Raw genomic sequence first — 25,495 nt, 5'->3', positions numbered from 1 at the left:
AGAAAGCGCCTTAAACCTGGGCCGACTGTCCGATGGTCACACCGGTGCGGCGGATCTGTTCGCGCAGATTGCCGGGTTCGATCTTGCCGTCCGCGCCGACCTGCACCGGCGCGATATAGGGACCGATCGCGCCGACGTCATCGGCCACGGACTCCGCAAGCAACGCTTTGGCCTCGTCCGAGTTGCGCACGATCGCAGCTTCCGACAGGTCCGCGGACCAGCTCTTGGCGGCGGTGCGATAAACCACGATGCCGTCCCAGGTACGGTTGGCGGTCACGATCGAGGGGCCGGCGATCTTGATCTTCTTCTGTTCAAGCGGGGAGGTCATTCGGCTGCATCCAATAGGTCAGAGATGATTTGCTTTGGGGTTCCGCGGCGAAGGGAACCGGCATGCCGGACCACCTCGCCGATGATGAGAATGGCGGGACCGCCGCTGACCCGCCGCACCAGTTCGGGGAGGTCCCGCAGCGTGCCGATCGCGCCCTGCGCATCGGGACGCGTCACGCGCGCGAACACGCCGACCGGCGTCTCCGGGGAACGGCCGGCGGCGAACAGGCCGGCGCGCACGGCGGGCGCGGCAGTCATGCCCATGTAGACCACGACGGTCATTTTGGTGTCGGTCAGCGTCGACCAGTCCACGACTTCCGCATCGCGCGCCTTGTGCGCAGTGAGGAAGGTGATGCGGGTCGCTTCATGACGGTAGGTGAGCGGCACCTCGAAATCGGCGGCGCCGCCGAGCCCCGCGGTGATGCCGGGGATGATCGAACAGGCGACGCCTGCCGCGCGCAGCGCTTCCACCTCTTCGCCGCCGCGGCCGAACACGAAGGGATCGCCGCCCTTCAGCCGCACCACGCGCTGGCCGGATTGCGCGGCCTCGATCATGCGCTGGTTGATGGCGTCCTGGCCGATGCCGGGCTTGCCGACGCGGCGGCCGACCGGAACGCGCGTGGTGTCGCGGCGGATGCGGTCGAGAATTTCGCCCGAGACCAGCTCGTCATGGAAGACGATGTCCGCGTCCTGCAATGCGCGCAGCGCCTTGATGGTGAGAAGGTCGGGATCGCCGGGACCGGCGCCGACCAGCGCGACCGAGCCTTCCGGCTTGTCGGCACGCGCGAATTCGGAGGGATCGGCAATTGCCTTGAGCGCGGCATCCGCCTCGCTCCTGCGGCCGCCGAGCACGGCGGCGCCGATCGGGCCGTCGATGACGCGCTCCCAGAACCGGCGGCGCAGCGGAAACTCGGTGATGCGCTCGTTGATGGACTTGCGAAAGCCGCCGATGAACTCGGCGAGCTCACCGATACGGGCCGGCAGCAGCGCCTCGATCTTCTCCCGCACGCGCCGTGCCACGACGGGCGAAGTGCCGCCGGTGCCGACTGCGACCACGACATCGCCGCGATCGACGATCGCCGGGAAGATGAAGCTGGAATGTTCGAGATCGTCCATGACGTTGACGGGCAGGCCCAGTGCCTTCGCTCGCGCCGACATCGCCACGCCGACATCGCCCGCGCCAGCGCAGACAACGGCGATGACGCCGGCGAGATCGGCGGTCAGCGGGTCGCCGGCTGCGATCTCGATCCGCGCCGCGTCCTCCGAGTTGAGACCCAGGTCCTGATTGCCATCGATCGCATGCACGCGGATGCGCGCACCGGCGGCGGAGAGCACGCGCAGCTTGGCACGCAAAAGCTCACCCGCGCCGATGAGGACCACCGGACCGGCCTTGAGATCGAGAAACACCGGCAAGAACCGCATGCGATACTCGCTTCCCCCACATCCGGGGTTGACTGGAATTATTTTCTATATATGTGTCGTTTCGAGCGCGCAAAGAGAAAATTTTTTCTTCTCTTCTGCACCGCAACTATAGAATTTTCGCCTCCAAACGCAAAGTGGCAGAGATGCATCTTCTCAAGGACGATTCCGCAGCGAGCGGACTGAGCAGCCCGGCCTCGGCTGAGCGCGCACGCACGCAAGAATTTTCTGCTGACCTTGCCCCCAGCATGGACCATCTCGACCAGCTCGAGGCGCAGAGCATCTACATCTTCCGCGAGGCGTTCGCCCGGTTGAAGAAGATTGCGCTGCTGTGGTCGCTCGGGAAGGACTCCAACGTCATGATCTGGCTGGCGCGGAAGGCGTTCTTCGGCCGCGTGCCGTTCCCGGCACTGCACGTCGACACCGGCAAGAAGTTTCCGGAGATGTACCGCTTTCGGGATCACTACGGCAAAGAATGGGATCTCGATTTGCGCGTCGAGCCCTGCCCGCCCATCGATGCCGTCGATCCGACGCTGCCGCCGGCCGCCCGCTCCGCTGCGCGCAAGACCGAAGGCCTCAAGATGGCGCTCGGCAAATTCGGCTTTGACGGCCTGATCGCCGGCATCCGCCGCGACGAGGAGGCAACGCGCGCCAAGGAGCGTGTGTTCTCGCCGCGCGGACTCGAAGGCAATTGGGACGTGCGCGATCAGCCGCCGGAGTTCTGGGACCATTTCAACGCCTCGCCGCCGCAAGGCGCGCATTTGCGCATCCATCCGATCCTGCATTGGACCGAAGCCGACATCTGGGCCTACACCAAGCGCGAGAACATCCCGATCATCCCGCTGTATCTCGCCAAGGACGGCAAGCGCTATCGCTCGCTGGGGGATCAGGACATCACCAATCCGGTCGCATCGACCGCGTCCAACATCGACGAGATCCTGATCGAGCTCGAGCAGACCAAGGTGCCGGAGCGCGCCGGCCGCGCACTCGACCACGAGACCGAGGACGCCTTCGAGCGCCTGCGCGTCGCCGGCTATCTCTGATCAAGAACGCGAGCGCGATATGAACATGATCGTCACCCCCGCTTCGCCGGCCACCCCGAACGGCACCACCCGTCCGCAGGTCCGCATCGTCATCGTCGGCCATGTCGACCACGGCAAATCGACGCTGGTCGGCCGCCTCTTGCACGAGACCGGCAGCCTGCCCGACGGCAAGCTCGAAATGCTGAAAGCCGTCAGCGCGCGGCGCGGCATGCCGTTCGAATGGTCGTTCCTGCTCGATGCGCTCCAGACCGAGCGTGACCAGGGCATCACCATCGACACCACGCAGATCCGCTTCCGCACCAATTCGCGTGACATCGTTCTGATCGACGCGCCCGGCCACGCCGAATTCCTGCGCAACATGATCACTGGTGCCTCGCAGGCCGACGGTGCGGTGCTGATCATCGACGCGCTCGAAGGCGTGCGCGACCAGACACGGCGGCACGGCTATCTCCTGCATCTGCTCGGCGTGAAGCAGGTCGCGATCGTCGTCAACAAGATGGACCGCGTCGACTTCTCCGCAGAGCGTTTCAAGGAGATCAGCGACGAGATCTCCGCGCATCTGAACGGCCTCGGCGTGAAGCCCACAGCCGTGATCCCGATCTCCGCGCGCGACGGCGACGGTGTTGCGATGCGCACCGACCGCATCTCCTGGTACAAGGGACCGACGGTGGTCGAGGCGCTCGACCAACTCGAGCCGGCGCGGCCGCTGGAAGCGCTGGCGCTGCGGCTGCCGGTGCAGGCGATCTACAAGTTCGACGACCGCCGCATCGTGGCGGGCCGCATCGAATCCGGCAGCCTCATTGCCGGCGACGAGATCGTGATCATGCCGGCCGGCAAGATCGCGAAGATCAAGACGGTCGAGAGCTGGCCGGCGACGCCGGTTGCGGGACGGCAGGGCGCGGGCCGCTCGGTCGGCATCACGCTGGACCGCGAATTGTTCATCGAGCGCGGCGACATCGTCGCGCATGCCGGCAGCGCCCCGCGCGAGACGCGCCGGCTGCGGGCGCGGATCTTCTGGCTGCACGACAAGCCCCTCGCCAAGGGTGACCAGCTGCTGGTTCGCTGCGGGCCGAAGGAAAGCCGCGCCACCGTGGTCGCCATCGAGAAGGCGGTCGATCCCGGCGAGCTCTCGAGCAGCGAGAACAAGGCGATCGGCCGCAACCATGTCGGCGAGATCGACATCTCCCTGTCAAATCCGATTGCCACCGATCCATACACCGAGAATCCGCGCACCGGCCGTCTCGTGATCGAAGTCTCCGGACGCATCGCCGGCGGCGGTCTGGTGCTGTCGGTCGATGCCGGCCAGCGCGCCTTGCCCGTCGACATCGTGCCGGTAGAATCCGCGCTTCGTCCCGACGAGCGCTCCGCGCGCTATCAGCACAACGGCGCCGTGGTCTGGCTCACCGGCCTGCCGGCTTCGGGCAAGTCGACGCTCGCCAAGGCGCTGGAACGGCGGCTGTTCACCAATGGCGGCTCGCCGATCCTGCTCGACGGCGACACGCTGCGCGCCGGGCTCAACAGCGATCTCGGCTTCTCCACTGCTGATCGCAGCGAGAACATCCGCCGCCTTGCCGAAGTCGCAACGCATCTCGCACGTAACGGCCATATCGCCATCGTCGCCGCGGTCTCGCCCGCGCGCGAGGACCGCGCCGCGGCGCGCCGCATCGCCGACACCGCGTTCCGCGAGATCCATGTCGCGACGCCGGCAGAGGTCTGCGAGGATCGCGATCCCAAGGGGCACTACAAGAAGGCTCGCGCCGGCGCGCTGGCCTCATTCACCGGCATCGGTAACGACTATGAAGCGCCGCAAGCCGCCGAGCTCGTGATCGACACCTCGGCGCGAACCGTCGCCGAGGCGGCCGACGAGATCGAGCAGATGCTGAAGAACACCGGCGTGCTGTTCGACGAGGCCGTCGACCTCGCTGCGAATATCTAGGGCCGCCCTATTCCCCGCTGTCGTCGCCCGGCTTGACCGGGCGACCCAGTATTCCAGAGGCAGCGTTGGGATACGGAGAAGCTGCGGCGTACTGGATTCCCCGCTTTCGCGGGGAATGACACCGCTGCGTGGGGCCCACACCATCTCTTGACATTTTGACAAACCATTGGGGGTCTTCTCACCGCCCCGATTTTGGGGCTAATAGGCCCCGAAAGCCGCTCCCTCGTGGGCGCATTTTGCTGCTGTCGGGTCAAAAGCAGCCAAAAACAGCCATTTCCAACAAGAAAGCCCATCATGAAACGCGTCGACGCCCACGGATTGAAGATCGCTCCCGTCCTGTTTGATTTCATCGCCAAGGAAGCGGCCCCGAAAACGGGGATCGCGCCGGATGCGTTCTGGGCCGGGCTTGCCGCCATCATCAAGGATCTGGGGCCGAAGAACCGCGCATTGCTGGCGGTGCGCGACACGTTGCAGGCCAAGATCGACGACTGGCACCGCGCCAGCAAGGGCAAGGCGTTCGACCTCAACGCCTATACCGCCTTCCTGAAGGAGATCGGCTATCTCGTTCCGGAGCCGGCGACCCAGAAGGTCGAGACCGCCAATGTCGATGAAGAAATCGGCAAGATCTGCGGCCCGCAGCTTGTCGTGCCTCTCACCAATGCGCGCTATGCGCTCAACGCAGCGAACGCGCGCTGGGGTTCGCTCTATGACGCCTTCTACGGCACCGATGCGATCCCGCATGACCCGTCCGAGAGCGGCAAGGGCTACAACAAAGCGCGCGGCGACAAGGTGATCGCCAAGGCCAAGGCGTTCCTCGATGCCGCCGTGCCGCTCGCAACCGGCAGCCATACCGACGTCACCGCCTACAGCGTCGTCGCGGGCCAGCTTGCAGTGAAGCTGAAGAGCGGCAATGCCACAGCGCTGAAAAACGCGGCGCAGTTCGCCGGCTTCCAGGGCGATGCAGCCGCGCCGAGCGCGGTACTGCTCGCCAACAACGGCCTGCATGTCGAGGTGAAGATCGACCGCAGCAGCGCGATCGGCAAGGACGATCCGGCCGGCGTCGCCGACATGATCATGGAATCCGCGGTTTCCACCATCCTCGACATGGAGGACTCGGTTGCAGCCGTCGATGCCGAGGACAAGGTGCTGGTCTACCGCAACACGCTCGGCCTGATGAACGGCACGCTGTCGGCCGATTTCGAGAAGGGCGGCAAGACGCTGACGCGCTCGCTCAACGCCGACCGCAGCTACAAGACCCCGGACGGCAAGGGCGAGGTCAAGCTGCACGGCCGCAGCCTGCTGCTGATGCGCAATTGCGGTCACCACATGTTCACCGACGCGGTGCTGGACGAGAAGGGCGAGGAGATTCCGGAAGGTCTGCTCGACGCGGCCGTCTCAGGCTTGCTCGCGATCCACGACCTCAAGGGCAATTCGAAGGTCAAGAACAGCCGCACTGGATCCGCCTATATCGTCAAGCCGAAGATGCACGGCCCGGACGAGGTGTCGCTCACCTGCGATATCTTCGACCGCGTCGAGAAGATGCTGTCGCTGCCGGAGAACACGCTCAAGGTCGGCATCATGGACGAGGAGCGCCGCACCACCGTCAACCTCAAGGCCTGCATCCAGCGCGCCTCCAAGCGCATCATGTTCATCAACACCGGCTTCCTCGACCGCACCGGCGACGAGATCCACACCTCGATGGAAGCCGGCCCGATGATCCGCAAGAACGAAATGAAGGCGCAGGCCTGGATCAAGGCCTATGAGGACTGGAACGTCGACATGGGCCTGACCTGTGGCCTGCCCGGGCACGCCCAGGTCGGCAAGGGCATGTGGGCCGCCCCCGACAAGATGGCGGACATGCTGGCGCAGAAGCTTGGCCATCCGCAGGCCGGCGCCACCACCGCCTGGGTGCCCTCGCCGACGGCTGCGACGCTGCACGCGCTGCACTACCACCAGGTCAACGTGACCGCTCGCCAGGAAGAGCTCACCAAAGGCGGACCGCGCGCAAAGCTTTCGGACATCCTCACCATTCCGGTGTCGAAGTCGAACTGGGCTCCCGATGACGTCAAGCAGGAGATCGACAACAATTGCCAGGGCATCCTCGGCTATGTCGTGCGCTGGATCGACCAGGGCGTCGGCTGCTCCAAGGTGCCCGACATCCACGACGTCGGCCTGATGGAAGACCGCGCCACCTTGCGCATCTCCAGCCAGCATCTCGCCAACTGGCTGCACCAGGGCGTGATCACCGAGGCGCAGGTGATGGAATCGCTCAAGCGCATGGCGGTCGTCGTCGACAAGCAGAACGCCGGCGACGCCATCTACAAGCCGATGGCGCCCGCCTTCGACGGCGTCGCCTTCAAGGCCGCCTCCGACCTGATCTTCAAAGGCCGCGAGCAGCCGAACGGCTACACCGAATACATCCTCACCGCGCGCCGCCGCGAGGCCAAGGCGAACGGCTGATAGTCAGCCGGCTCGAAACACCGAAAGCCCCGGCTCACGCCGGGGCTTTTTTGTTGACCGCAGCGGGCGAAACGTCGCGCCGCGCAGCGGAACGGCTGCGCGGCACTCGCGTTGTACGGCCATCAACCATTGGGAGATGGTCATGGACTGGAATCGCATCGAAGGAAACTGGAAGCAGTTCAAGGGTTCGGCCAAGGAGAAATGGGGCAAGCTCACCGACGACGACCTCCAATTGATCGAGGGACGCCGCGAGCAGCTCGAGGGCCGGCTCCAGGAACGCTACGGCAAGGCCAAGGACCAGGTTCGTCAGGACGTCGACGACTGGCTGAAATCGCTGCACTGAAGCAGCGCAAACGAAGCCCCGGCGAAAGCCGGGGCTTCTTGTTTGGCGAGTAGCCCGGATGAGCGAAGCGACATCCGGGACCTTTGTTGCGGCACCCCGGATATCGCTGCGTCCCTTGCTAGAACACCGCGAGATATTTCAGCAGCGAGACGATGCCGATGATGATGACGACCACGCGCGCGATCTGCTTGGCGCGACCGTCCATCGGCAACATGTTGATGAGATAAAGGACGAGAATAACGACGAGAAAAGTGACGAGTACGCCCACCAGCATCGCGAGACCCCCTTCAGGCAAATTGCGACCACCGCTCTAACGCCTGTCTCCCGCGCTGGTTCCATCGCGGCAACCCACTGCAACTTCTAGTAAATACGTACTTCTACGATCGGACGGCCGGCCTAAAATTTTACCCTTTTCCTTTCAGATGCGGAAATGACGCCGGGGCCGTGGGCCGCAAACGGCGTGCGATTGCCGTTCTGCCGCGCCTGGCTTGTCGATGCTGCCGGGGCGTTTTCAAGAGCTTTGCAATGGGAATTGGGGGGACTTCGATGCTGAATCGTCTGACCGTATCCGCGCTGCTGAAGGCGGTGATCGCGATTACGTCGGCCTGCGTGGTGCTCGCGCTCTCGCTCACCGCCTTCGAGTCCTGGGATCGCCTCAAGACCGCCAACCGCATCTCGCAGACCGCAGACGCATCCGCCGATTTGTTCAAGGCGATGCACAGCCTGCGCACCGACCGATCGACCACGACGCGGCTCCTCAACGCGGCCGAACCGATGGATGCCGAGATCGAGAAATATCTGCGCGCGATCCGAGACACCGAGATGCCCGCAATGGCACGCGCGCTGGAGCTGCTGCCGGTCATGGACTTCCCGCAATCGGGCACGCTGGTGCCAGAGCTTGCGCGCCTCCACAAGCTGCTGACCGAAGAGCAGAAACAGTTCTGGGCGGATATGGCCAAGCCCAGGGATCAGCGTCGCGCCGGCCTGCCGAAGGAATATATGGAGACGACGGGCGGCCTGCTCGAAACGCTCGACAAGCTGTCGAACGTCCTGGCCGCCACCGTCAATCACCAGGACGCCGTGATCGACCAGTTGCTGTCGATCAAGCAGAACGCCTGGCTGCTCCGCAACACCGCGGGCGAAGCTTCGCTGGTCGTCTCGACCGGTCTTGCCGCCGGCAAGATCACACCGGAAGCGCGCAACAACTACACCCAGCATGTCGGCGGCACGTCGGCGATGTGGAAGGCGCTGGAATTGTCAGCCTCGGGCATGCAGTTGCCGACCGCGCTCGTCTCCGCCATGGCCGCGGCCAAGGCCGCCTATTTCGAGCCGCAATATCTGACCCTGCGGGACCGCCTCGCTGACACGCTGGTCAAGGGCGAGAAGGCCGAGATGACCGCCAACCAGTGGAGCCCGCTCACGGTCGGCCGCCTTTCCAGCGCGGTCACCGTGGCGGAAGCTGCTCTCGACGCCGCCAAGGTCCATACGCTGGAGCAGCGCGGCGCCGCGCAGCGCGCCCTGATCGTGCAGCTCGGATTGCTGGCGCTCGCCATCGGCCTTGCCGTCGGCGCGGTCATGCTCGTGAGCCGCCGCGTGATCCATCCGCTCAACACCATCCGCGACGCCATGCTGAAGGTCGCCGGCGGCGACCTTGCCGTCGACAGCGGCTATCTCGATCGTCAGGACGAGATCGGCGCACTGGCCGGCGCGCTGGAGACCTTCAAGCAGCAGGCCACCGACAAGCTCAAGATCGAAGAGCAGGAGCGCGAGCGCAATGCGGGCGCTGCCGCACGCCAGCGCGCCGTCGAAGCCTATGTCGGCGAGTTCGAGGGCGCGGTGCGAAAGACGCTCGGCGAATTGGGCGAGGCCTCCGGCGAGATGCGCAAGACCTCGGGCGACCTCTCCGCCGTGTCGCGCCAGACCAACGATCGCGTCCAAGTCGCCGGCAAGGCCTCCAACGACGCCTCCATGAGCGTCGACAGCGTCGCGGCCGCCGCTGAGGAGCTCTCGGCCTCGATCAACGACATCAGCCAGCAGGCCGCGCACGCCGCAGGCATCGCCGGTCGCGCCGTCACGCAGGCGCGCGAAACCGACGGCACCGTGCAGGGCCTGGCGAAGTCGGCGGGGCGCATCGGCGAGGTCGTCGGCCTCATCAACACCATCGCGGCGCAGACCAATCTGCTCGCGCTCAACGCCACCATCGAAGCGGCGCGCGCCGGCGAAGCCGGCCGCGGCTTTGCCGTGGTCGCCTCCGAAGTGAAGTCGCTGGCAAGCCAGACGGCGAAGGCGACCGAGGAGATCTCCGAGCAGATCGCCGACATCCAGAAAGTCGCGGGCGACGCCATCAACGCGATCCAGACCATCGGCGGCATCATCGGCGAAGTCAACGAAGTGGCGACCGCCATTGCCGCCGCCGTGCAGGAGCAGGGTGCGGCGACGCAGGAGATCACCCGCAGCACGCAATTCGCGGCGCAGGGCACCAAGAACGTCTCGGACAACATCACCGGCGTCAAAGCCGATGCGGACGCTGCCGCCGCAGCCGCCGACAATGTGAAGCAGGCCTCCGAGATGCTGGAGAGCCAGAGCCGCCAGCTCGGCCATGAGGTCAGCGACTTCCTCGGCAAGATCCGCGCGGCGTAGACGTCGGGCGAGACGAGCCGCAGCGAAGCCGTAATTTTACGGCAGGAACGCTGTCTAAGTCTTTACCCTTTTCGGGCCAAATGCGCCTCACGCGCTCGCCACCGGCGGGCGCGCCTGCTGCGTGCATCCCTTGGTCTTTTCGAACTTCGTGGGGCTGCCGTTCAGGGCCACGAACTCGAAATGCGTACCCGGGGTATCCGATGCTCAATCGCCTGACCGTATCCACGCTGCTGAAGGCGGTGATCCTGTCCACCGCGCTCATCGTCGTCGTCGGCTTCTCGATCAGCGCATGGAGCTCATGGGGTCGGCTTCAGCAGGCCAACCGGATCGTCGCGGTTTCCGCCGCCTCAGCCGAAGTGTTCAAGGCGATGGCCAACATTCGGGCCGACCGCTCAACCAGCAGCCGCCAGCTCAACTCCGATGTCGCGATGGACAAGGACATCGAGAAATACATCCGCGAGCTGCGCGCGGCCCTGATGCCGGCGCTGGCCCTCACGCTCGAGCTCCTGCCCACGACCGACATCGTCCAGCGCGAGGCGTTCCTCGCCGATCTCGGCACGCTGAACAAGACGCTGCCGGCCGCACAGGCCGAGTTCTGGACCGAGGTCGTCAAGCCCAAGGCCGAGCGCCGCGCAGGCCTCGCCAAGGAATATGTCGCGACCGAGGACGCGCTGATGGCGCAGCTCGAAAAACTCTCGGGCGCGCTCGCGGCGAGCGTCAACCACCAGGACGCGACCATCGACCAGCTCCTGTCCATCAAGCAGATGGCCTGGCTGCTGCGCAATACGGCCGGCGAGTCCTCGCAGATCGTCGGGAATGCACTCAACGCCGGCAAGATCGCGCCCGACGTGCAGCTTGCCTACACGAAGCTGGTCGGCGGTACCGACACCGCCTGGACCGCGATCGAGCTTGCCGCGTCCGGCATGCCATTGCCGCCGGCACTGGCGGCGGCAATGGCCGAGACCAAGTCGACCTATTTCGATCCGCAATACGCCGCTACCCGCGATGGCGTCATCACTATGGTCGCCAAGGGCGAGAAGCCGTCGATGACCGCCAACCAGTGGAGCCCCTATTCGGTGCCCCGCATGATGACCGCCGTGAGGCTCGCCGACGCCGCGCTGCAGGCCGCCAAGGATCACTCCGCCGCGCAGCGGGCGGCCGCGGTGCAATTGCTGATGGTCAACACCGCCCTGCTCGTCGCCGCGATCGTCCTGACCGGCGCCGCCATGCTGGCGGTCAGCCGCCGCGTGATTACGCCGCTGCACCGGATTCGCGATGCCATGCTGAGGGTCGCCGGCGGCGACCTCACCGTCGACAGCGGCTATCTCGACCGACGTGACGAGATCGGCTCGCTCGCGGGTGCACTGGAGACCTTCAAGCAGCAGGCCATCGACAAGCTGAAGATCGAAGAGCAGGAACGCGAGCGCAACGCCGGTGCCGCCGCGCGGCAGCGCGCGATGGAAGCCTATGTCGGCGAGTTCGAAGGCGTGGTGCACAAGTCGCTGGGCGAACTGAGCGAGGCGTCCGGCGAAATGCGCAAGACCTCGGGTGACCTGTCCGCGGTGTCACGCCAGACCAATGAACGCGCCGAGATCGCAGGCAAGGCCTCGAACGACGCATCGACCAGCGTCGAGAGCGTCGCGGCAGCTGCCGAGGAGCTCAGCGCATCCATCAACGACATCAGCCAGCAGGCCGCACATGCCGCAGGCATCGCCAGCCGCGCCGTCAACCAGGCGCGCGAGACCGACAGCACCGTTCAGGGGCTGGCGCAATCGGCGGGGCGCATCGGCGAGGTCGTCGGGCTCATCAACACCATCGCCGCACAGACCAATTTGCTGGCGCTCAACGCCACGATCGAGGCGGCGCGCGCCGGCGAAGCTGGCCGTGGGTTTGCCGTCGTTGCCTCCGAGGTGAAGTCGTTGGCGAGCCAGACCGCCAAGGCGACCGAGGAGATCTCCGAGCAGATCGCCGACATCCAGAAGGTCGCGGGCGATGCCATCAATGCGATCCAGGCGATCGGCGGCATCATCGGCGAAGTTAACGAGGTCGCGACCGCGATCGCCGCCGCCGTCCAGGAGCAGGGCGCGGCCACTCAGGAGATCACCCGCAGCACGCAATATGCGGCGCAGGGCACCAAGAACGTCTCGGACAACATCACCGGCGTGAAAGCCGACGCCGACACCGCAGCCGGTGCGGCCGAGAACGTCAAGCAGGCCTCCGAGATGCTGGAAACCCAAAGCCGCCAGCTCGGCGATCAGGTCAGCGACTTCCTCGGCAAGATCCGCGCGGCGTAACGTTGGTTAGATAGAAGATGCCTCTACACCTTCGGTGTCATCCCCGCGAACGCGCGGATCCATAACCACGGGAGTAGTTTGGCGAAGACTCGTGGTTGCCGGCTCGTGCCGTAACTTCTCCCTTTGGTTATGGATCCCGGATCTGCGCTTAGCTTGTCCGGGATGACAGCGGAGATTGAGGCGGTAGCGCTGGGCCCCACGTGAAGCCGCCGCCCTATTCCTTCGCCACCACAGGCACCTGGCGGAATTTGGCGCGCACCGATGCCGGCAGCGGCGAAAAATTCATCGCGACGCCGCGGCGGTCGTTGGCGTTGCGGCTGGCGACCACCAGGCCGTCAGCGCCGGCGACGATATCGCCCTTGCGCAGGGTGGGATCGTCCTCGACCTTGACCGATGCGAGTCCGGCCGGATCCTTGCCGTTGCAGGTGCAGCCCGCGACGATCTCGTTGCGGTAGCGGAACGCGTTCGGCAGGTCGGAATAGGGCTTTCCATTCTCAGCCGTGGCGTCGTCGATATTGCTGCCATAGACCAGCGACGTCTCGGAAGCCGGGCAGAAGCTCTTGCAGGATTGCGCCTTGCTCTCGGCATCATTGCCTTGCGCCGGGAAGTAGCGGCCGTCGCAGCCACGCACGCAATAGGCCGTGCCGCCGCCATAGGCGGCGCGTTGGCGAGGGGCGTCGTAGCGCGGCATGTCGTCGCCAGGGAACGGCGTCCGGATCTGTGGAGGCCGCCCTCCGAACGCACCGAACAGCGCCGAGAAAAAATCCTCCGCGTGCGCCGACGGTGCGAATGCCAGACCAGCGGAGACAACGACCATGATCGCCGTACCGCCAGCCACTTTGCCAATCAGGCGTCTGCTCATATGACTCACTCTTACTCTTAGTTCACGGCCGACGTCGCGATGTTCAGGGCCTGCCGGCCCGACGGCATCGCCGTCACGGCTGGACGCTTGCGCGCGGGGTCGCCGCCTTTGGCCATCAGCGGCGCATTCTTCGGCAGCACCACGACCTTGGCGCCGACATTGACGCGGCCGAACAGGTCGGTGACGTCCTCGTTGGTCATGCGGATGCAGCCGGAGGAGACGAACTTGCCGATCGTAGAGGGATCGTTGGTGCCGTGGATGCGGTATTCGCTGGAGCCGAGATACATCGCACGCGCCCCGAGCGGGTTGCCGGGACCGCCCGCGACGAAGCGCGGCAGATAGGGCTGGCGCGCAATCATCTCGGCCGGCGGATGCCAGTCCGGCCATTCCGCCTTGCGGCTGACGCTCTGCACGCCGGACCAGGTGAAACCTTCGCGGCCGACGCCGACGCCGTAACGGATCGCACGACCATTACCGAGCACGTAATAGAGATAGGTGTTGTTGGTATCGATGACGATGGTGCCGGCCGGCTCGCTGCGGTCGAATCCGACGATCTGCTTGCGCAGACGATCGGGCAGCTGGGCATCCTCGTCCGCCGCCTGCGGCTGCGGCGCTTCGTTCACATAGCCCGGCGCGTAACCCTGGTCCTGCGGGTACGCCTGCGGCGGCATCGGCGCATAGCCGTACGTCTGCGCGCTCGCGCCAGCGAAAGGCATCGTCAGCAGAGCGGTTGCGAAAGCGAAGGCGGTGACGACGCGCGGCGAGAAGCTGCGACGGACTGCAGAGAACTTTGTCATGTGCTGCCCCGTTGGATGCGTGCATCAGGGTGATGCGCTTGCGAACAAACGCCGCGGGGGCGATTCAGGTTCCGGCCCAGCGCGCGGCATCCTTGTCACAGTCAAGCGAGCACGTGTTCACGAAGCCGCGATGGAACCGCCGCACCGCTCGCGCATTATCAGCTCGCCAATGGGCGCGCGGATCGAGGCTTCCGTGCGGGAGAGAGATTGTGCGCGTCCTTCCCAGTGAACGTCTGATTCCCGGCAACAGCGAAGGCAGTCCGCTTCCCGACAGCCATATCGAACTGCCGCCGGTGATCCGCCGCACCGAGTTCGTAGCCTTCGCGCTTGCCGGCTTGTTACTGATTGCGGTCGTTACCGTGCTCTACGTTGGAAGAGCTTTCTTCCTGCCGGTCGTGATGGCCTTCGTCACCGGCACCATGCTGTCGCCGGCGGCGGGCTTTCTGGAGCGGTACAAGGTGCCGCGCAGCGTAGGTGCCGTTCTGATCGTAGTTGCGGGGACCGCCGTGGTGGCCTTCGTGGTGGCGCTGATCGCCTCCCCCGCGATGGAATGGAGCACGCGCCTGCCGGAGCTCGGCGCGCAATTGAAGGACAAGCTGCACGTGTTCGACCGGCCGCTGGCATTATGGCGCGAGCTGCAGGCCATGGTCGGCGGCTCGGAAGGACTGCCGAACTTCCAGATGCCGAAATTCGATTGGGTGCAGCCGACGCTGGAATTCCTGTCACCGACCTTTACCGAATTCCTGCTGTTCTTCGTCACCCTGATCCTGTTCATCGCGAGCTGGCGCGATCTGCGCCGGGCGCTGATCATGACCTTCAGCGACCGCGACGCCCGGCTGCGCACGCTTCGGATCCTCAACGAGATCGAGGTCCATCTCGGCAACTACCTCCTGACCGTCACGCTCATCAATATCGGGGTCGGCGTCGCCACCGGCCTCGTCTGTGCGCTCACCGGCATGCCCAATCCGGCCGGGCTCGGCGCGCTTGCGGCAACCCTCAACTTCATCCCGATCATCGGGCCGATCGCGATGTTCGCCGTTCTGCTCGTGGTGGGGCTGGTCGCCTTCCCGACCATCAGCGGCGGCCTGATGGCGGCGCTCGCCTTCGGCGGCCTCACCTTCCTGGAGGGGCACTTCGTCACGCCCATGATCATCGGGCGGCGGCTGGCGCTGAACGCACTCGCCGTGCTGCTGGCGCTCGCGTTCTGGACCTGGCTGTGGGGGCCGATGGGCGCCTTCCTGTCGTCGCCGCTCCTGATCGTCGCGCTGATCCTGAAGGAGCATCTGTTGCCGGCGGATGCGCCACAGCTTCCGCAGGACTGACCGGTTTCCGCGAACGGAACTTCCCCGACGACGAAACGTTTTCCGGCTATCTCAGCCGTCAACAGTTTGGAGCTCCCGATGTCCACGACCAATGCCGAAGCCGGGATGAAAGACTGGACCGACAAAGCCACCAGAGAACGCCTCGAGAAGGATGTAGCAGCCGTGAAAAGCGATATCGCCGCCCTCACCGACCAGATCACCGACGCGCTCAACACCTTTGCCAATTCCACCAGCAAGCAGGCTCGCCGCGGCTATCGCCAGGCGCGCGAGAACATGGATACCGCGCTCGACGACGTGTCGGAGCGCGGCAGTGCAATGATGGGCGCGGCCCAGGAAGCCTACGGCTCGATCGAGGAGACGCTCGAAGACGCGATCACACAGCGGCCGCTTGCGACCGTCGGACTCGCGCTCGGCATCGGCTTTCTGATCGGTGCCGCCTGGCGCCGGTAAGATTTGCGGACGCGTGTTGAGGCGTCGGCACCGGCGCGTTGCCGGTGTCGGCCCGTGACGGTTTGGCTTGCGGGGAATTGAGGAGCGAGGGCCATGTTTCAGCGCATCATCGACGGGATCAGTGCATCCACCGGCACGACGGTGCGACTGACCTCGCTTGCCGCAGCCGCGGCCTTCGCGCTGTTCGTGACGACGTGCTTCCTCTGCGCCGCCGCCTTCATCTCGGTGCTGGAGAAATATGGCCCGGTGCAGGCCTGTCTTGCCGGCGCCGGCATCTTCTTCCTGCTGACGCTGGCAGCGGCAGGTTCTTATTGGGGCTACAAGCGCGAGGTGCAGAAGCGCGCCCAGATCGCGGCCGAGCGCGCCGCGAAGTCGGCGGCGCAGAGCATGCTCGCGGATCCGATGCTGCTCGCCACCGGGCTCCAGATCGTCCGTGCCATCGGCGTCAAGCGGCTGCTGCCGATCCTGGCGATCGGCGGCGTCGCCCTTGGCATCATGGCGAGCCGCGCGGGCGTTCCCGACGAGGCGTCGGCTGAACCGGCCGAATAGCGGTAAGAACAGGTTAGAAAATTTCGTTGTAAGTCCTCCGAGCGCATCTATCAGAGTTGTCCACAAGACGCCGCGCAATTTCGCGCCATAACGGCGCGGCTGCCCCCAGCCATCACGCAAACGCTACTCGGATGGGCAGGCGGTTGCCGTTAAAAGTATCACCCTGATTCCCAAAGCTATTTTAATCAATGAAACCGTCCGTTAAGGCGAACCTCGCCGCATTCCATCACGACGCCAGGCTGTATCTGACGCTCGGTATCGCCAACTGGTCGGTTTTCGTCGACCATATCCCGAACAACGTCGTCAACCTGCTGACGCTGCGCAATTTCGGCTTCAGCGGCGCGGCTGACCTGTTCGTGTTCGTCGTCGGCTATGGCGTCGCCATCATCCACGGCCGGATGGCGCTTGAACGGGGCTACCTCGTGGCGGCGACGCGCATCTTCCGCCGCGTCTGGCGGCTCTACGCCGCCTATGTCGTGCTGTTCGTGATCTACATCGACACCATCGCCTATGCCGCCTCGCAGTCGATGGCGCCGGAGATCATCCACGAATACAATATCTCGGGCATTCTCGAGCACCCGCTGCGAATCCTGGTCCGCGGCCTCGTGCTCCAGGAGGAGCCACTGAACCTCGACCTCCTGCAATTGATGATCCCGCTGATGGCCTTTTTTCCGTTCGCGCTGTGGGGTCTGTTGCGGTGGCCGAATCTGACCCTGGCGGCATCAGTCGCGCTGTATCTTGCCGCACGCTGGTTCGACTGGAATTTTCGGGTCTATCCGGACCAGGAATGGACCTTCAATCCGCTCTGCTGGCAGATGCTGATGGTGCTCGGGGGCTGGTTCGCCGTGACAGGCGCGCCCGGACGCGCGCTGCGCGACATGCCCTGGCTGCGGATTCTCGCCGGCACCTATCTCGTATTCGCGATGGCCATCACCCTGCTGCGCCATTCGCCGGCAATGTCGGCTTACCTGCCGGACCTCCTCCTCGACAGCATCGCGCCGACCGACAAGGAAAACCTCGCGCCCTATCGCGTGATTCACTTCCTCGCGCTCGCCTTGCTGGCGACCCATCTCATTCCGGCCAATCATCCCGGCCTGCAATTGAAGCCGCTGCAGGCGGTCATCCGATGTGGCGAGGAATGGCTCGCCGTGTTCTGCGTCGGGGTGTTCCTGTCGTTTGCGGGCCATCTCATCCTGATCACCAGCGCCAATCTGGTGGCGATGCAGATCGTGGTGAGCCTCGCCGGCTTCGCCGCCATGACCGCGGTAGCCTACTATGTCGCCTGGTCGAAGTGGCAGGATCTCCCGACGGCCTTGCGGCAGCAGGCCTAAAGCGCGATGCGATGAGGATAGATCGTCATCGCGCTTTAGGTTGTTGTTTAAGCATGATCTTTTCGGAAAACCGCTGCGCACTTTTCCGGATCATGCTTTAGAGCCAATTTCGTCCGATGGAATCGGAACGGGCCCTGGATTCTTATTTTGGGTCGTTTTCTTCACGGCAGCCGGGATCCACTTCGCTCGAAAACGCTCTAGGCAGAGAATCGTGCGATTCTGCTAGGCCGAAAGCGGCGGCTGCGCTATGCGGGGAAGCTCTACGTGAGGAGACCGGGCGTGGCGATGGCGAAAAGCGGGGGTGAAGAGGCCGAGAGCGCGCCCCGGCGCGGCCGGCCTCGGTCGATCGAGACCAGCAACGCCATTCTCGAAAGCGCCTATACGCTGATGGCGTCCACCGGCCTTGCCGCCACCACCATCGACGCGGTCGCCCGCCACTCCAGCGTCTCCAAGATGACGATCTACAAATGGTGGCCGTCCCGCGAGGCGCTCTTGATCGACGCCTTTCTTCAACATGCCGCGCAGATGCTGCCGCTGCCCGCGGTGAGCTCCGGCAACCCCGCGGCGCGCGCCCGCCGCCATGCCGCAGCCTACGCCGAGGCGCTCCAGGGCGAGTTCGGCAAGGTCCAGCTCGCGGTCATCTCCGAATGCATTTCCAAAACCGGCTCCGCCGAGCTGTTCTATGCCCGCTATCTGCAATTCCGTCGCGACGCGCTGGTCGAGATGATCGCGGCAGGCCAGAGCGACGGCAGCATCCTGGCCGAAGGGCCGGCTGAGGATCTTTACGACGCGATCTATGGCGGCCTGTTCTACCGCTACGTCTTCGGCATCGCGCCGATCACGCCGGCCTACGCCCGCAATCTGGTCGACCTGGTGTTGCGGCCCAAGGGTTAAGCCCAAGGGTTAGGCCCCAAGGGTTAGCCCGAGGCTGAAGCCGGCGGCTTCTATCGCGCAGGCCTCACCGGTGCGGAGATCTTGTCCGTGCGGTCGCGCTCGGTCATGTCGACCACCGTCTCCATCGGCGCGATCAGCTCGTAGACATAGGAAGCGTCGGTGAAATAGCGCTTGGCGGTGCCGCCGAGCGCCTCCGGGGCGACCCGGTCGAGCAGGATCAGGCCGAAATCGGAATCGGGGCGGCGCGTCGCCTCGCTGGTGTTGAGCTCCTCCCAGCGGAAATGGAAGACCTCGCCCGCCCCCTCGCCCGTCACCGTCCAGCTGGCGGTGATGTGCGGGTGCTTTCCGACCAGCGACAGGCCCTCGTCGGAATGCGAGGCAAGTTCGAAGAACAGCAGCGAGAGGCTCTGCGCCGCGCGCGCGCTGACCGCGATATCAGGACCCGTGACGGCAATGCGGTCGGCATGCGGGATGGCGCGCGCCTCGAACAGGCCCTTCAGCTTGACGCCCTGCCACTGGCTCTCGCTGAGCAGCGAGACCACGTTGGACATGGCGTGGATGCGGCCGATCAGCAGTTCACGGGCGACGTCGATGTCCGAGCCGTGACGCAACGTGCGCGTGACGATCGACTGGATCACCGCGAGGATATTCTTGACTCGGTGGTTGAGCTCGTCGATCACCGCGGTCAGCCGGCGCTCGAAGCCGATTCTGACCTGGATTTCCCGGCTGAGCCGCAGATTGTTGTAGGCGACATAGCCAAACAGGCCGCACACCATCGCAGTGATCGCGAAGCCGATCGCAGCCACGATGATCGCGGTCTGCTCGGCGCGACGCGCCGAGTTGGTCTTCGCATAATAGCCCAGCTGCCAGTCACGGCCGCCGAAGCTCACCGTGCGCGTCGCCGATGGCGTCGGCCCTTCCGCCGTCGTCATGCGGGTGGAGACGATGCCCTGATCGTTGGCAACGAGCTCGCCACCTTCCTTGCGCGGGTCCCTGAGCGCGACCGAGAACAAGGACATGTCGTCATTGGTCAGCATCAGCGAGGCGAGTTCGTAGGAAAAGGTGACGAACCCGGCTGGCTCGGTCGCACCCTCGGGAATGACGGGAGCTGCCACAATGATCCCGACCGGCCCGTTGCCGCGCAACAGCGGAATCGGGTCCGAAGCCACCGACCGCTTCTCGAGCCGGGCCCGTGTCAACATGGCGCTGCGAACCTGATCCTGGTCGTAACTTCGGCCAGGCAGAGCCTTGGTCTCGTCGCTGCGCGGCTCGAGATCCAACAGCACGTCGATCGGCTGGGTGATCTCGGCCGGATTGATCGGCTTGTCGTCAAAGGTGCGGATCTTCGGATTGGGGAAGCCGGCGCCTCCAATGGCAGCCTGCGCCGCCGTAAGCTCGTTCGGCTTCAGCCGGGCGATCCAGCCGGCCACCACGAAATCGGTCTTGAAGGCGTAAATGGCCGAGCGCAGCGGCTCCAGCATGTTCGGCTTGATCACGGATGGCGTGCGGAACAGGCCTGAGGCGACACGTGCGAGCAGTTCGCGCTCGGTGAGCCGGTCCTGCACCAGGCTGGCATGAACGTCGATCGCGCGCGCGAGCGCGATCCGGTCCAGCGCCAGCTCCTGGTCATGGACGCGATAGGCCGCAAGCCCGGAGAGCAAGGCTCCGAGCAGAGCGATGAAACCGATGATGAAACCCAGCCGGACCACGCGACTACTCAGGCGAAAGCAGGAGGTCGGCAATAAACAAGGAGCATATGAACGCCGCTCGAACGGCCATGTGCCGAAACAGGGTGAACCCCGGTGGCAGAGATAATGAAGGAGGAGGCATCGGTACGCAACTTGGGTCGCCTGGAAAGCTTAATCCGCCCGGCCGATGGTCTGGCCGGGATGAATTGCCCGGGCACCGGAGGTAGTTAATCGCCGTGTCCGAAATTTGTTCCGTGGTTGCGGCCCGGCCGCAGGGTTAACGGCGGAAACAGCATGCGCCAAGTCGTCGCGCGCTGTCAGCCCGCCCGTTTCAGGCCGCCTTTGGCCTCGATGAAGCCGACAATGCGGTCGAGGCCCTCGCCCTTCTTCAGATTGGTCATGACGAAGGGCCGCTCGCCGCGCATGCGCCTGGCGTCCGTGTCCATCTTCTCCAGGGAGGCGCCGACATGGAGGGCGAGGTCGATCTTGTTGATGACCAGCAGGTCGGACCGGGTGATGCCGGGGCCGCCCTTGGACGGGATCTTGTCGCCGGCGGCCACGTCGATGACGTAGATGGTCAGGTCGGCCAGCTCCGGGGAAAAAGTGGCAGCGAGATTGTCGCCGCCGGACTCGATTAGCACGAGATCGAGCCCGGGAAACTTGGCGCGCATGTCCGCCACCGCGGCGAGATTCATCGAGGCATCCTCGCGGATCGCGGTGTGCGGGCAGCCGCCGGTCTCGACGCCGGCAATGCGGTCCGGCGTCAGCGAGCCCGATCGCACCAGGAACTCGGCATCCCATTTGGTGTAGATGTCGTTGGTGATCGCGGCAATGTCATAGCGCTCGCGCATGGTCTTGCAGAGCAGGTCCATCAGCGCGGTCTTGCCCGATCCGACCGGACCGCCGACGCCGACACGCAAGGGGCCGTGAGATTTCGACATGTCATTCGCTCTTTCTCGATGGGTCAAAGGCCGCACCGCTCACGACCGGAACAGCCGGGTATATTGCGTCTCGTGCCGCAGGCTGGCGAGATCGGCGCGGAAGGTCGCGCTGCCAAGATCGTCCAATGCTGCGTTCAACGCACGATTGGCGGTGGCGGCAACGGCGGCTTCCAGCCTCACCAGCACGCGCTGGCTGTCGGTCTGGCCGAGCGGAATGAGCCGGCTGGCGGCCGAAATCCAGTTCGATACCAGCGCATGCAGGAACGCGTGCAGCGTCGGCGCCAGCGTCACGCCGTGCTTGGCGGCGACCAGGCCGACCGCGACGGGATAGACCAGTGACGTGCGGCATGCCGCAACCATGGCATCCAGGCCGTCTGCATCCCAGGCAGCGCGAGCGATGTCGATGAAGGCGCGGCCCTGCGACGTCGTCTCCAGCTGCCGCTCGCGCGACGGCACCATGGCCGCGGCGAGCTCGGCGATATCGCTCAAGGTCGCATCTTCGCCCATCTCTGCAGCACGATAGGCATGCACGAGAAACGTCGCGTCGCAAAAGCCGGAGCCGTCGCCGAGCATTGCGTCCAGCCAGTCGGCCAGCGTGGCCGTATCGACGATGTCGCTCGCCTCGACCGCCCATTCGATGCCGCTGGAATAGGAGAAGCCGCCGACCGGGAATGCCGGCGACAGCCAGCTCATCAGCCGGTACAGCGCCGCCGCCTCGCCCTCGGCGAGGTCGCAGGCCGCGACCGGCTCACTTGTGGTCATGAGCATGCTTGTGGCCGTGGTGATGGTCGGGATGGTCGCAATGCTCGTCGTGGTGATGGTGATGATCGTGCCCATGATCATGCGCGGCATGATCGTGGTGGTGGTCATGAGCGTGATGATCATGGCCATGGTGATCGTGGTGGTCGTGACCATGATCATGATGATGGCCGTGATCATGATGCGCATGATCGTCATGCCCATGCGCGTGGCCGGCATCGGCATAGGCGCCGCCTTCGGGATCGAACGGCGCCTCGATCTCGATCACGCGCGCGCCGAGACCCTTCACCATCGCTTCGATGACGTGATCGCGGCGGATGCGCAAGGCCTTGGCCATGATCTGCGTCGGCAGATGACGGTTGCCGAGGTGCCAGCCGACGCGGATGAGGTGATGCGGATCGCGGCCGCGGATTTCCAGCAGCGGCTCGGGCGCCGCGACCACTTCGACCAGCCGGCCGTCCTCCAGCACCAGCGCATCGCCGCCGCGCAGTGCGACGGCCTGCTCCAGGTCGAGCAGGAATTCGAGCCCCCGCGTTCCCGTCATCGCCATGCGGCGGCGGTGCCGATCGTCGAAATCGAGCACCACCGTATCCGCCGGCGCTTCCGTGAAGCGGTGCTGTCCCCTGACCTGCGTCGCCCGGATCATGCGCTTTTACCCCGTTACCTTGTCTCGACCTTCTCGGGCGTGATCACTTCGATCTTCGGCGGTGCCGTGAAGCACTTGACCGCCACGCGCCCGAACGTCTTCATGTGCTCCATGCCACGATGTGGCACCAGCGCCTCGGCGTTCTCCCACTGCTCGACGAACACCATCTTGGCAGGATCGGTGACGCTTTCATGCAGATCATAGGCGATATTGCCGGGCTCCTTCCGCGTCTCCTTGATGCAGGCGGTGGCGGCTGCAATGAATTCGGCGCGCGTCTCGGGCTTGATGGTCAAGGTGGCAACAACGTAGATCACGAGAAATCCTCCCGGCTTTTCTTCTAAGGTTAGATACCGGGCGGGACATTAGACCAGGCAGGATCGAACGCAAAACCGTAAAAGCCATCCCCGGACATGCCCTCTGGACATACTCCCGGGGACATGCGTTGAGGCGCTATTTTCAGTACATGAAATATCGCTGCGCCATGGGCAGCACCTCGGCGGGGGCGCAAGTGAGCAATTCGCCGTCGGCGCGGACCTCATAGGTCTCCGGATCGACCTCGATATTGGGCGTGGCGTCGTTGTGGATCATGCTCTTTTTCGAGATCTTGCCGCGGGTGTTCTGCACGGCATAGAGCTTCTTCTCGATGCCGAGTTTTCGCGCGAGACCGCCGGTGATCGCGGCCTTCGAGGTGAACACCACCGACGATGCCGTGCGCGCCTTGCCGAAGGCGCCGAACATCGGCTGGTAATGCACCGGCTGCGGCGTCGGGATCGAGGCGTTGGGATCGCCCATCGGAGCTGCGACGATGCTGCCGCCCTTGACGATGCAGTCCGGCTTGACGCCGAAGAAGGCGGGCGACCACAGCACGAGATCGGCGAGCTTGCCCTTCTCGACCGACCCGATCAGTTTCGACACGCCGTGCGCGATCGCGGGATTGATGGTGTATTTGGCGATGTAGCGCTTGACGCGAAAATTGTCGTTGTCCTTGCCCTTGTCCTGCGGCAGTGACCCGCGCTGCTTCTTCATCTTGTCCGCGGTCTGCCAGGTCCGGATGATGACCTCGCCGAGCCGGCCCATGGCCTGCGAGTCCGACGACATCATCGAGAGCGCGCCGAGATCGTGCAGGATGTCTTCGGCCGCGATGGTCTCTTTCCGGATGCGGCTTTCCGCGAACGCCAGATCCTCCGCGATTGAAGGATCGAGATGGTGGCACACCATCAGCATGTCCAGATGCTCGTCGATGGTGTTGCGCGTGAAGGGCCGCGTCGGGTTGGTCGAGGACGGCAGCACGTTCTTGAGCCCTGCGACCTTGATGATATCTGGGGCGTGACCACCGCCGGCGCCCTCGGTGTGGAAGGCATGGATGGTGCGGCCCTTGAACGCCTTGATGGTATCCTCGACGAAACCGGATTCGTTCAGCGTATCGGTATGGATCATCACTTGGATGTCGTGAGCATCGGCAACCGACAGGCAGTTGTCGATCGCCGCCGGCGTCGTGCCCCAATCCTCGTGCAGCTTCAGCGCGCAGGCGCCGGCCTTGATCATCTCGACCAGGGCGGCGGGCCGCGATGCGTTGCCCTTGCCGGAGATGCCGAGATTGACCGGGAAGGCATCGAACGCCTGGATCATCCGCCCCATGTGCCAGGGACCCGGCGTGCAGGTGGTGGCGAAGGTGCCGTGCGACGGGCCAGTGCCGCCGCCCAGCATCGAGGTGACGCCCGACATCAGCGCGTGCTCGATCTGCTGCGGGCAGATGAAATGGATGTGGCTGTCGAAGCCGCCGGCGGTGAGGATTTTTCCTTCGCCCGCGATCACGTCGGTGCCGGGGCCGATGATGATCGTGACGCCCGGCTGGATGTCGGGATTGCCGGCCTTGCCGATGCCGGCGATCATGCCGTCCTTGATGGCAACGTCAGCCTTCACGATGCCCCAATGATCGACGATCAGCGCATTGGTGATGACGGTGTCGGCCGCGCCCTGCTTGTTGGTGACCTGCGACTGCCCCATGCCGTCGCGGATCACCTTGCCGCCGCCGAACTTCACCTCCTCGCCATAGGTGGTGAAATCCTTCTCGACCTCGATGATGAGGTCGGTGTCGGCCAGCCGCACCCTGTCGCCGGTGGTCGGGCCGAACATGTCGGCATAGACGGAACGCTTCATCTTGACGGACATCACAAGCCCCGTTTGCGTTTGAATATCGGGTGACTCACAGCAAAGCCTTCGCTGCTTTCACGGCATCATCGAATTTCTCGTCGAGCCACGGATTGCCGCCGCGGCAACCGGCAGCGACCTGCGTGGCCCATCCAACGTAATCAGCGAGATCGTCGCGCTCGTCCGCACTCGGATCGGTCTGAATGCGCGCGCCGATGTTGCTGATCTTGTCGGCGATCTTGATCAGCTTCGCGCCAGCAGATTTCTTCGGCGCATCGACAATCTGCAGGCGCCGCCGCTCTGCCTTGGGAAGGCTCATGTCGTCGGTGCATTCGACGACGAGGGAGGCAACACGCTCGGAGAATGTCTGCGCAAGCTCCTCGCGTGTGGTGTCGGTGTCCTCGATCAAATCGTGCAGCCAGCCGGCCGCGACCAGTTCGGCATCGGCGCCGTCGGTCGCGGTCGCCAGCAGGTTCGCGACCTCGGCGAGATGATTGATGTAGGGCTCGTTGCCGCGCCCCTTGCGCGCCATGCCATTGTGACGGTGCGCAGCGAGTTCGGCGGCTTCTGAGACGAGGCGGACGGGCGACAGCATGGCAAAGACCTCCGTTTCCGCCTCAACCGTGCCGCGCCGCGCTCGTTC

General features: G+C 64.9%; 23 protein-coding genes. 11 read left to right on the top strand and 12 right to left on the bottom strand.

Translation table 11 applies throughout. From position 1 onward, the window contains the following. Positions 1 to 10: 10 nt before the first annotated feature. Together RAD10_RS22105 and cysG are read right to left on the bottom strand one after the other, a co-directional pair. On the bottom strand, positions 11 to 328 hold the full coding sequence (locus tag RAD10_RS22105) for a DUF2849 domain-containing protein (RefSeq protein WP_018318747.1): 318 nt from the start codon (positions 326 to 328) through the stop codon (positions 11 to 13). Next, a complete protein-coding gene (gene cysG / locus RAD10_RS22100; RefSeq protein ID WP_461619244.1) occupies positions 325 to 1,749 on the bottom strand; it encodes a siroheme synthase CysG in 1,425 nt (474 codons plus the stop codon). Before cysG ends, RAD10_RS22105 begins: the two co-directional genes overlap by 4 nt. A gap of 245 nt (positions 1,750 to 1,994) precedes the next feature. On the opposite strand from cysG, the gene cysD reads away from it, so the two are divergent. From cysD to RAD10_RS22080, 4 genes are all read left to right on the top strand, one after another. Continuing rightward, complete coding sequence (gene cysD, locus RAD10_RS22095) at positions 1,995 to 2,789, top strand: sulfate adenylyltransferase subunit CysD (protein ID WP_026202064.1); 795 nt, start codon at positions 1,995 to 1,997, stop codon at positions 2,787 to 2,789. Positions 2,790 to 2,808: 19 nt separating this feature from the next. Beyond that, positions 2,809 to 4,725: an adenylyl-sulfate kinase gene (gene cysC, locus RAD10_RS22090; RefSeq protein WP_461619243.1), complete on the top strand. Its 1,917-nt coding sequence runs from the start codon at positions 2,809 to 2,811 to the stop codon at positions 4,723 to 4,725. Positions 4,726 to 5,019: 294 nt separating this feature from the next. Beyond that, positions 5,020 to 7,185, top strand: a complete 2,166-nt coding sequence (locus RAD10_RS22085) for a malate synthase G (protein ID WP_461619242.1) — start codon at positions 5,020 to 5,022, stop codon at positions 7,183 to 7,185. A gap of 142 nt (positions 7,186 to 7,327) precedes the next feature. Then, entirely contained in the window at positions 7,328 to 7,528 is a 201-nt protein-coding gene (locus tag RAD10_RS22080; RefSeq protein ID WP_008546815.1) for a CsbD family protein, read from the top strand. Between the two features lie 118 nt (positions 7,529 to 7,646). Here RAD10_RS22080 and RAD10_RS22075 read toward each other — a convergent pair whose 3' ends face one another. Further along, positions 7,647 to 7,802 (bottom strand): Thivi_2564 family membrane protein, encoded by a 156-nt coding sequence (locus tag RAD10_RS22075; protein WP_007599832.1) that lies wholly within the window; start codon positions 7,800 to 7,802, stop codon positions 7,647 to 7,649. 272 nt (positions 7,803 to 8,074) lie between these two features. Here RAD10_RS22075 and RAD10_RS22070 point away from each other — a divergent pair, with 272 nt between their 5' ends. Beyond that, positions 8,075 to 10,168, top strand: coding sequence for a methyl-accepting chemotaxis protein (locus RAD10_RS22070; RefSeq protein ID WP_461619241.1), 2,094 nt, complete (start codon positions 8,075 to 8,077; stop codon positions 10,166 to 10,168). 200 nt (positions 10,169 to 10,368) lie between these two features. Continuing rightward, on the top strand, positions 10,369 to 12,462 hold the full coding sequence (locus tag RAD10_RS22065; protein ID WP_461619240.1) for a methyl-accepting chemotaxis protein: 2,094 nt from the start codon (positions 10,369 to 10,371) through the stop codon (positions 12,460 to 12,462). 214 nt (positions 12,463 to 12,676) lie between these two features. On the opposite strand, the gene RAD10_RS22060 is transcribed toward RAD10_RS22065, so the two are convergent. Further along, positions 12,677 to 13,324: a DUF2865 domain-containing protein gene (locus RAD10_RS22060; RefSeq protein WP_461619239.1), complete on the bottom strand. Its 648-nt coding sequence runs from the start codon at positions 13,322 to 13,324 to the stop codon at positions 12,677 to 12,679. Positions 13,325 to 13,341: 17 nt separating this feature from the next. After that, a complete protein-coding gene (locus RAD10_RS22055; RefSeq protein WP_461619238.1) occupies positions 13,342 to 14,121 on the bottom strand; it encodes a L,D-transpeptidase in 780 nt (259 codons plus the stop codon). A 209-nt stretch (positions 14,122 to 14,330) separates the two neighbouring features. Between RAD10_RS22055 and RAD10_RS22050 the strand changes: the two genes are divergently transcribed. The 5 genes from RAD10_RS22050 (at position 14,331) to RAD10_RS22030 (ending at position 18,667) form a co-directional block, all read left to right on the top strand. Next, positions 14,331 to 15,443: an AI-2E family transporter gene (locus RAD10_RS22050; protein WP_091955959.1), complete on the top strand. Its 1,113-nt coding sequence runs from the start codon at positions 14,331 to 14,333 to the stop codon at positions 15,441 to 15,443. Positions 15,444 to 15,521: 78 nt separating this feature from the next. After that, positions 15,522 to 15,893 (top strand): ElaB/YgaM/YqjD family protein, encoded by a 372-nt coding sequence (locus tag RAD10_RS22045; protein ID WP_028142077.1) that lies wholly within the window; start codon positions 15,522 to 15,524, stop codon positions 15,891 to 15,893. Positions 15,894 to 15,986: 93 nt separating this feature from the next. Beyond that, a complete protein-coding gene (locus RAD10_RS22040; protein ID WP_028142078.1) occupies positions 15,987 to 16,442 on the top strand; it encodes a hypothetical protein in 456 nt (151 codons plus the stop codon). Between the two features lie 188 nt (positions 16,443 to 16,630). After that, positions 16,631 to 17,773: an OpgC domain-containing protein gene (locus tag RAD10_RS22035; protein ID WP_461619237.1), complete on the top strand. Its 1,143-nt coding sequence runs from the start codon at positions 16,631 to 16,633 to the stop codon at positions 17,771 to 17,773. Positions 17,774 to 18,058: 285 nt separating this feature from the next. Then, positions 18,059 to 18,667, top strand: coding sequence for a TetR/AcrR family transcriptional regulator (locus tag RAD10_RS22030; RefSeq protein ID WP_461619317.1), 609 nt, complete (start codon positions 18,059 to 18,061; stop codon positions 18,665 to 18,667). A 50-nt stretch (positions 18,668 to 18,717) separates the two neighbouring features. Here the strand turns inward: RAD10_RS22030 and RAD10_RS22025 are convergent, their stop codons facing one another. From RAD10_RS22025 to RAD10_RS21995, 7 genes are all read right to left on the bottom strand, one after another. Continuing rightward, positions 18,718 to 20,376, bottom strand: a complete 1,659-nt coding sequence (locus tag RAD10_RS22025) for a CHASE domain-containing protein (RefSeq protein ID WP_461619236.1) — start codon at positions 20,374 to 20,376, stop codon at positions 18,718 to 18,720. A gap of 296 nt (positions 20,377 to 20,672) precedes the next feature. Continuing rightward, positions 20,673 to 21,296, bottom strand: a complete 624-nt coding sequence (gene ureG / locus RAD10_RS22020) for an urease accessory protein UreG (RefSeq protein WP_461619235.1) — start codon at positions 21,294 to 21,296, stop codon at positions 20,673 to 20,675. 39 nt (positions 21,297 to 21,335) lie between these two features. Further along, complete coding sequence (locus tag RAD10_RS22015) at positions 21,336 to 22,064, bottom strand: urease accessory protein UreF (protein ID WP_461619316.1); 729 nt, start codon at positions 22,062 to 22,064, stop codon at positions 21,336 to 21,338. Next, a complete protein-coding gene (locus RAD10_RS22010) occupies positions 22,045 to 22,701 on the bottom strand; it encodes an urease accessory protein UreE (protein WP_461619234.1) in 657 nt (218 codons plus the stop codon). The genes RAD10_RS22015 and RAD10_RS22010 overlap by 20 nt, the downstream gene beginning before the upstream one ends. Before the next feature lie 14 nt (positions 22,702 to 22,715). Continuing rightward, positions 22,716 to 23,015 carry a putative quinol monooxygenase gene (locus RAD10_RS22005; RefSeq protein ID WP_018318764.1) on the bottom strand — a complete coding sequence of 100 codons (300 nt, stop codon included), beginning with the start codon at positions 23,013 to 23,015 and terminating at the stop codon, positions 22,716 to 22,718. A 142-nt stretch (positions 23,016 to 23,157) separates the two neighbouring features. After that, positions 23,158 to 24,873 carry an urease subunit alpha gene (ureC, locus tag RAD10_RS22000; protein ID WP_461619233.1) on the bottom strand — a complete coding sequence of 572 codons (1,716 nt, stop codon included), beginning with the start codon at positions 24,871 to 24,873 and terminating at the stop codon, positions 23,158 to 23,160. Between the two features lie 34 nt (positions 24,874 to 24,907). Beyond that, positions 24,908 to 25,447: an HD domain-containing protein gene (locus RAD10_RS21995; protein ID WP_461619232.1), complete on the bottom strand. Its 540-nt coding sequence runs from the start codon at positions 25,445 to 25,447 to the stop codon at positions 24,908 to 24,910. Between the last annotated feature and the right edge of the window lie 48 nt (positions 25,448 to 25,495).

Source organism: Bradyrhizobium sp. 23AC, assembly GCF_054863025.1.
The sequence above is the reverse complement of the archived record's forward strand: the minus strand, read 5'-3'. Positions and strand labels throughout refer to the sequence as shown.

What these genes read in the sequence shown, in the direction of transcription:
- RAD10_RS22055 (WP_461619238.1), bottom strand. Translation starts at nt 14,121, where the DNA reads ATGACAAAGTTCTCTGCAGTCCGTCGCAGCTTCTCGCCGCGCGTCGTC.
- RAD10_RS22045 (WP_028142077.1), top strand. Translation starts at nt 15,522, where the DNA reads ATGTCCACGACCAATGCCGAAGCCGGGATGAAAGACTGGACCGACAAA.
- RAD10_RS22010 (WP_461619234.1), bottom strand. Translation starts at nt 22,701, where the DNA reads ATGATCCGGGCGACGCAGGTCAGGGGACAGCACCGCTTCACGGAAGCG.
- RAD10_RS22085 (WP_461619242.1), top strand. Translation starts at nt 5,020, where the DNA reads ATGAAACGCGTCGACGCCCACGGATTGAAGATCGCTCCCGTCCTGTTT.
- RAD10_RS22070 (WP_461619241.1), top strand. Translation starts at nt 8,075, where the DNA reads ATGCTGAATCGTCTGACCGTATCCGCGCTGCTGAAGGCGGTGATCGCG.
- ureC (WP_461619233.1), bottom strand. Translation starts at nt 24,873, where the DNA reads ATGTCCGTCAAGATGAAGCGTTCCGTCTATGCCGACATGTTCGGCCCG.
- cysC (WP_461619243.1), top strand. Translation starts at nt 2,809, where the DNA reads ATGAACATGATCGTCACCCCCGCTTCGCCGGCCACCCCGAACGGCACC.
- RAD10_RS21995 (WP_461619232.1), bottom strand. Translation starts at nt 25,447, where the DNA reads ATGCTGTCGCCCGTCCGCCTCGTCTCAGAAGCCGCCGAACTCGCTGCG.
- RAD10_RS22075 (WP_007599832.1), bottom strand. Translation starts at nt 7,802, where the DNA reads ATGCTGGTGGGCGTACTCGTCACTTTTCTCGTCGTTATTCTCGTCCTT.
- RAD10_RS22080 (WP_008546815.1), top strand. Translation starts at nt 7,328, where the DNA reads ATGGACTGGAATCGCATCGAAGGAAACTGGAAGCAGTTCAAGGGTTCG.
- cysD (WP_026202064.1), top strand. Translation starts at nt 1,995, where the DNA reads ATGGACCATCTCGACCAGCTCGAGGCGCAGAGCATCTACATCTTCCGC.
- ureG (WP_461619235.1), bottom strand. Translation starts at nt 21,296, where the DNA reads ATGTCGAAATCTCACGGCCCCTTGCGTGTCGGCGTCGGCGGTCCGGTC.
- RAD10_RS22015 (WP_461619316.1), bottom strand. Translation starts at nt 22,064, where the DNA reads ATGCTCATGACCACAAGTGAGCCGGTCGCGGCCTGCGACCTCGCCGAG.
- RAD10_RS22040 (WP_028142078.1), top strand. Translation starts at nt 15,987, where the DNA reads ATGTTTCAGCGCATCATCGACGGGATCAGTGCATCCACCGGCACGACG.
- RAD10_RS22065 (WP_461619240.1), top strand. Translation starts at nt 10,369, where the DNA reads ATGCTCAATCGCCTGACCGTATCCACGCTGCTGAAGGCGGTGATCCTG.
- RAD10_RS22030 (WP_461619317.1), top strand. Translation starts at nt 18,059, where the DNA reads ATGGCGAAAAGCGGGGGTGAAGAGGCCGAGAGCGCGCCCCGGCGCGGC.
- RAD10_RS22105 (WP_018318747.1), bottom strand. Translation starts at nt 328, where the DNA reads ATGACCTCCCCGCTTGAACAGAAGAAGATCAAGATCGCCGGCCCCTCG.
- cysG (WP_461619244.1), bottom strand. Translation starts at nt 1,749, where the DNA reads ATGCGGTTCTTGCCGGTGTTTCTCGATCTCAAGGCCGGTCCGGTGGTC.
- RAD10_RS22035 (WP_461619237.1), top strand. Translation starts at nt 16,631, where the DNA reads ATGAAACCGTCCGTTAAGGCGAACCTCGCCGCATTCCATCACGACGCC.
- RAD10_RS22060 (WP_461619239.1), bottom strand. Translation starts at nt 13,324, where the DNA reads ATGAGCAGACGCCTGATTGGCAAAGTGGCTGGCGGTACGGCGATCATG.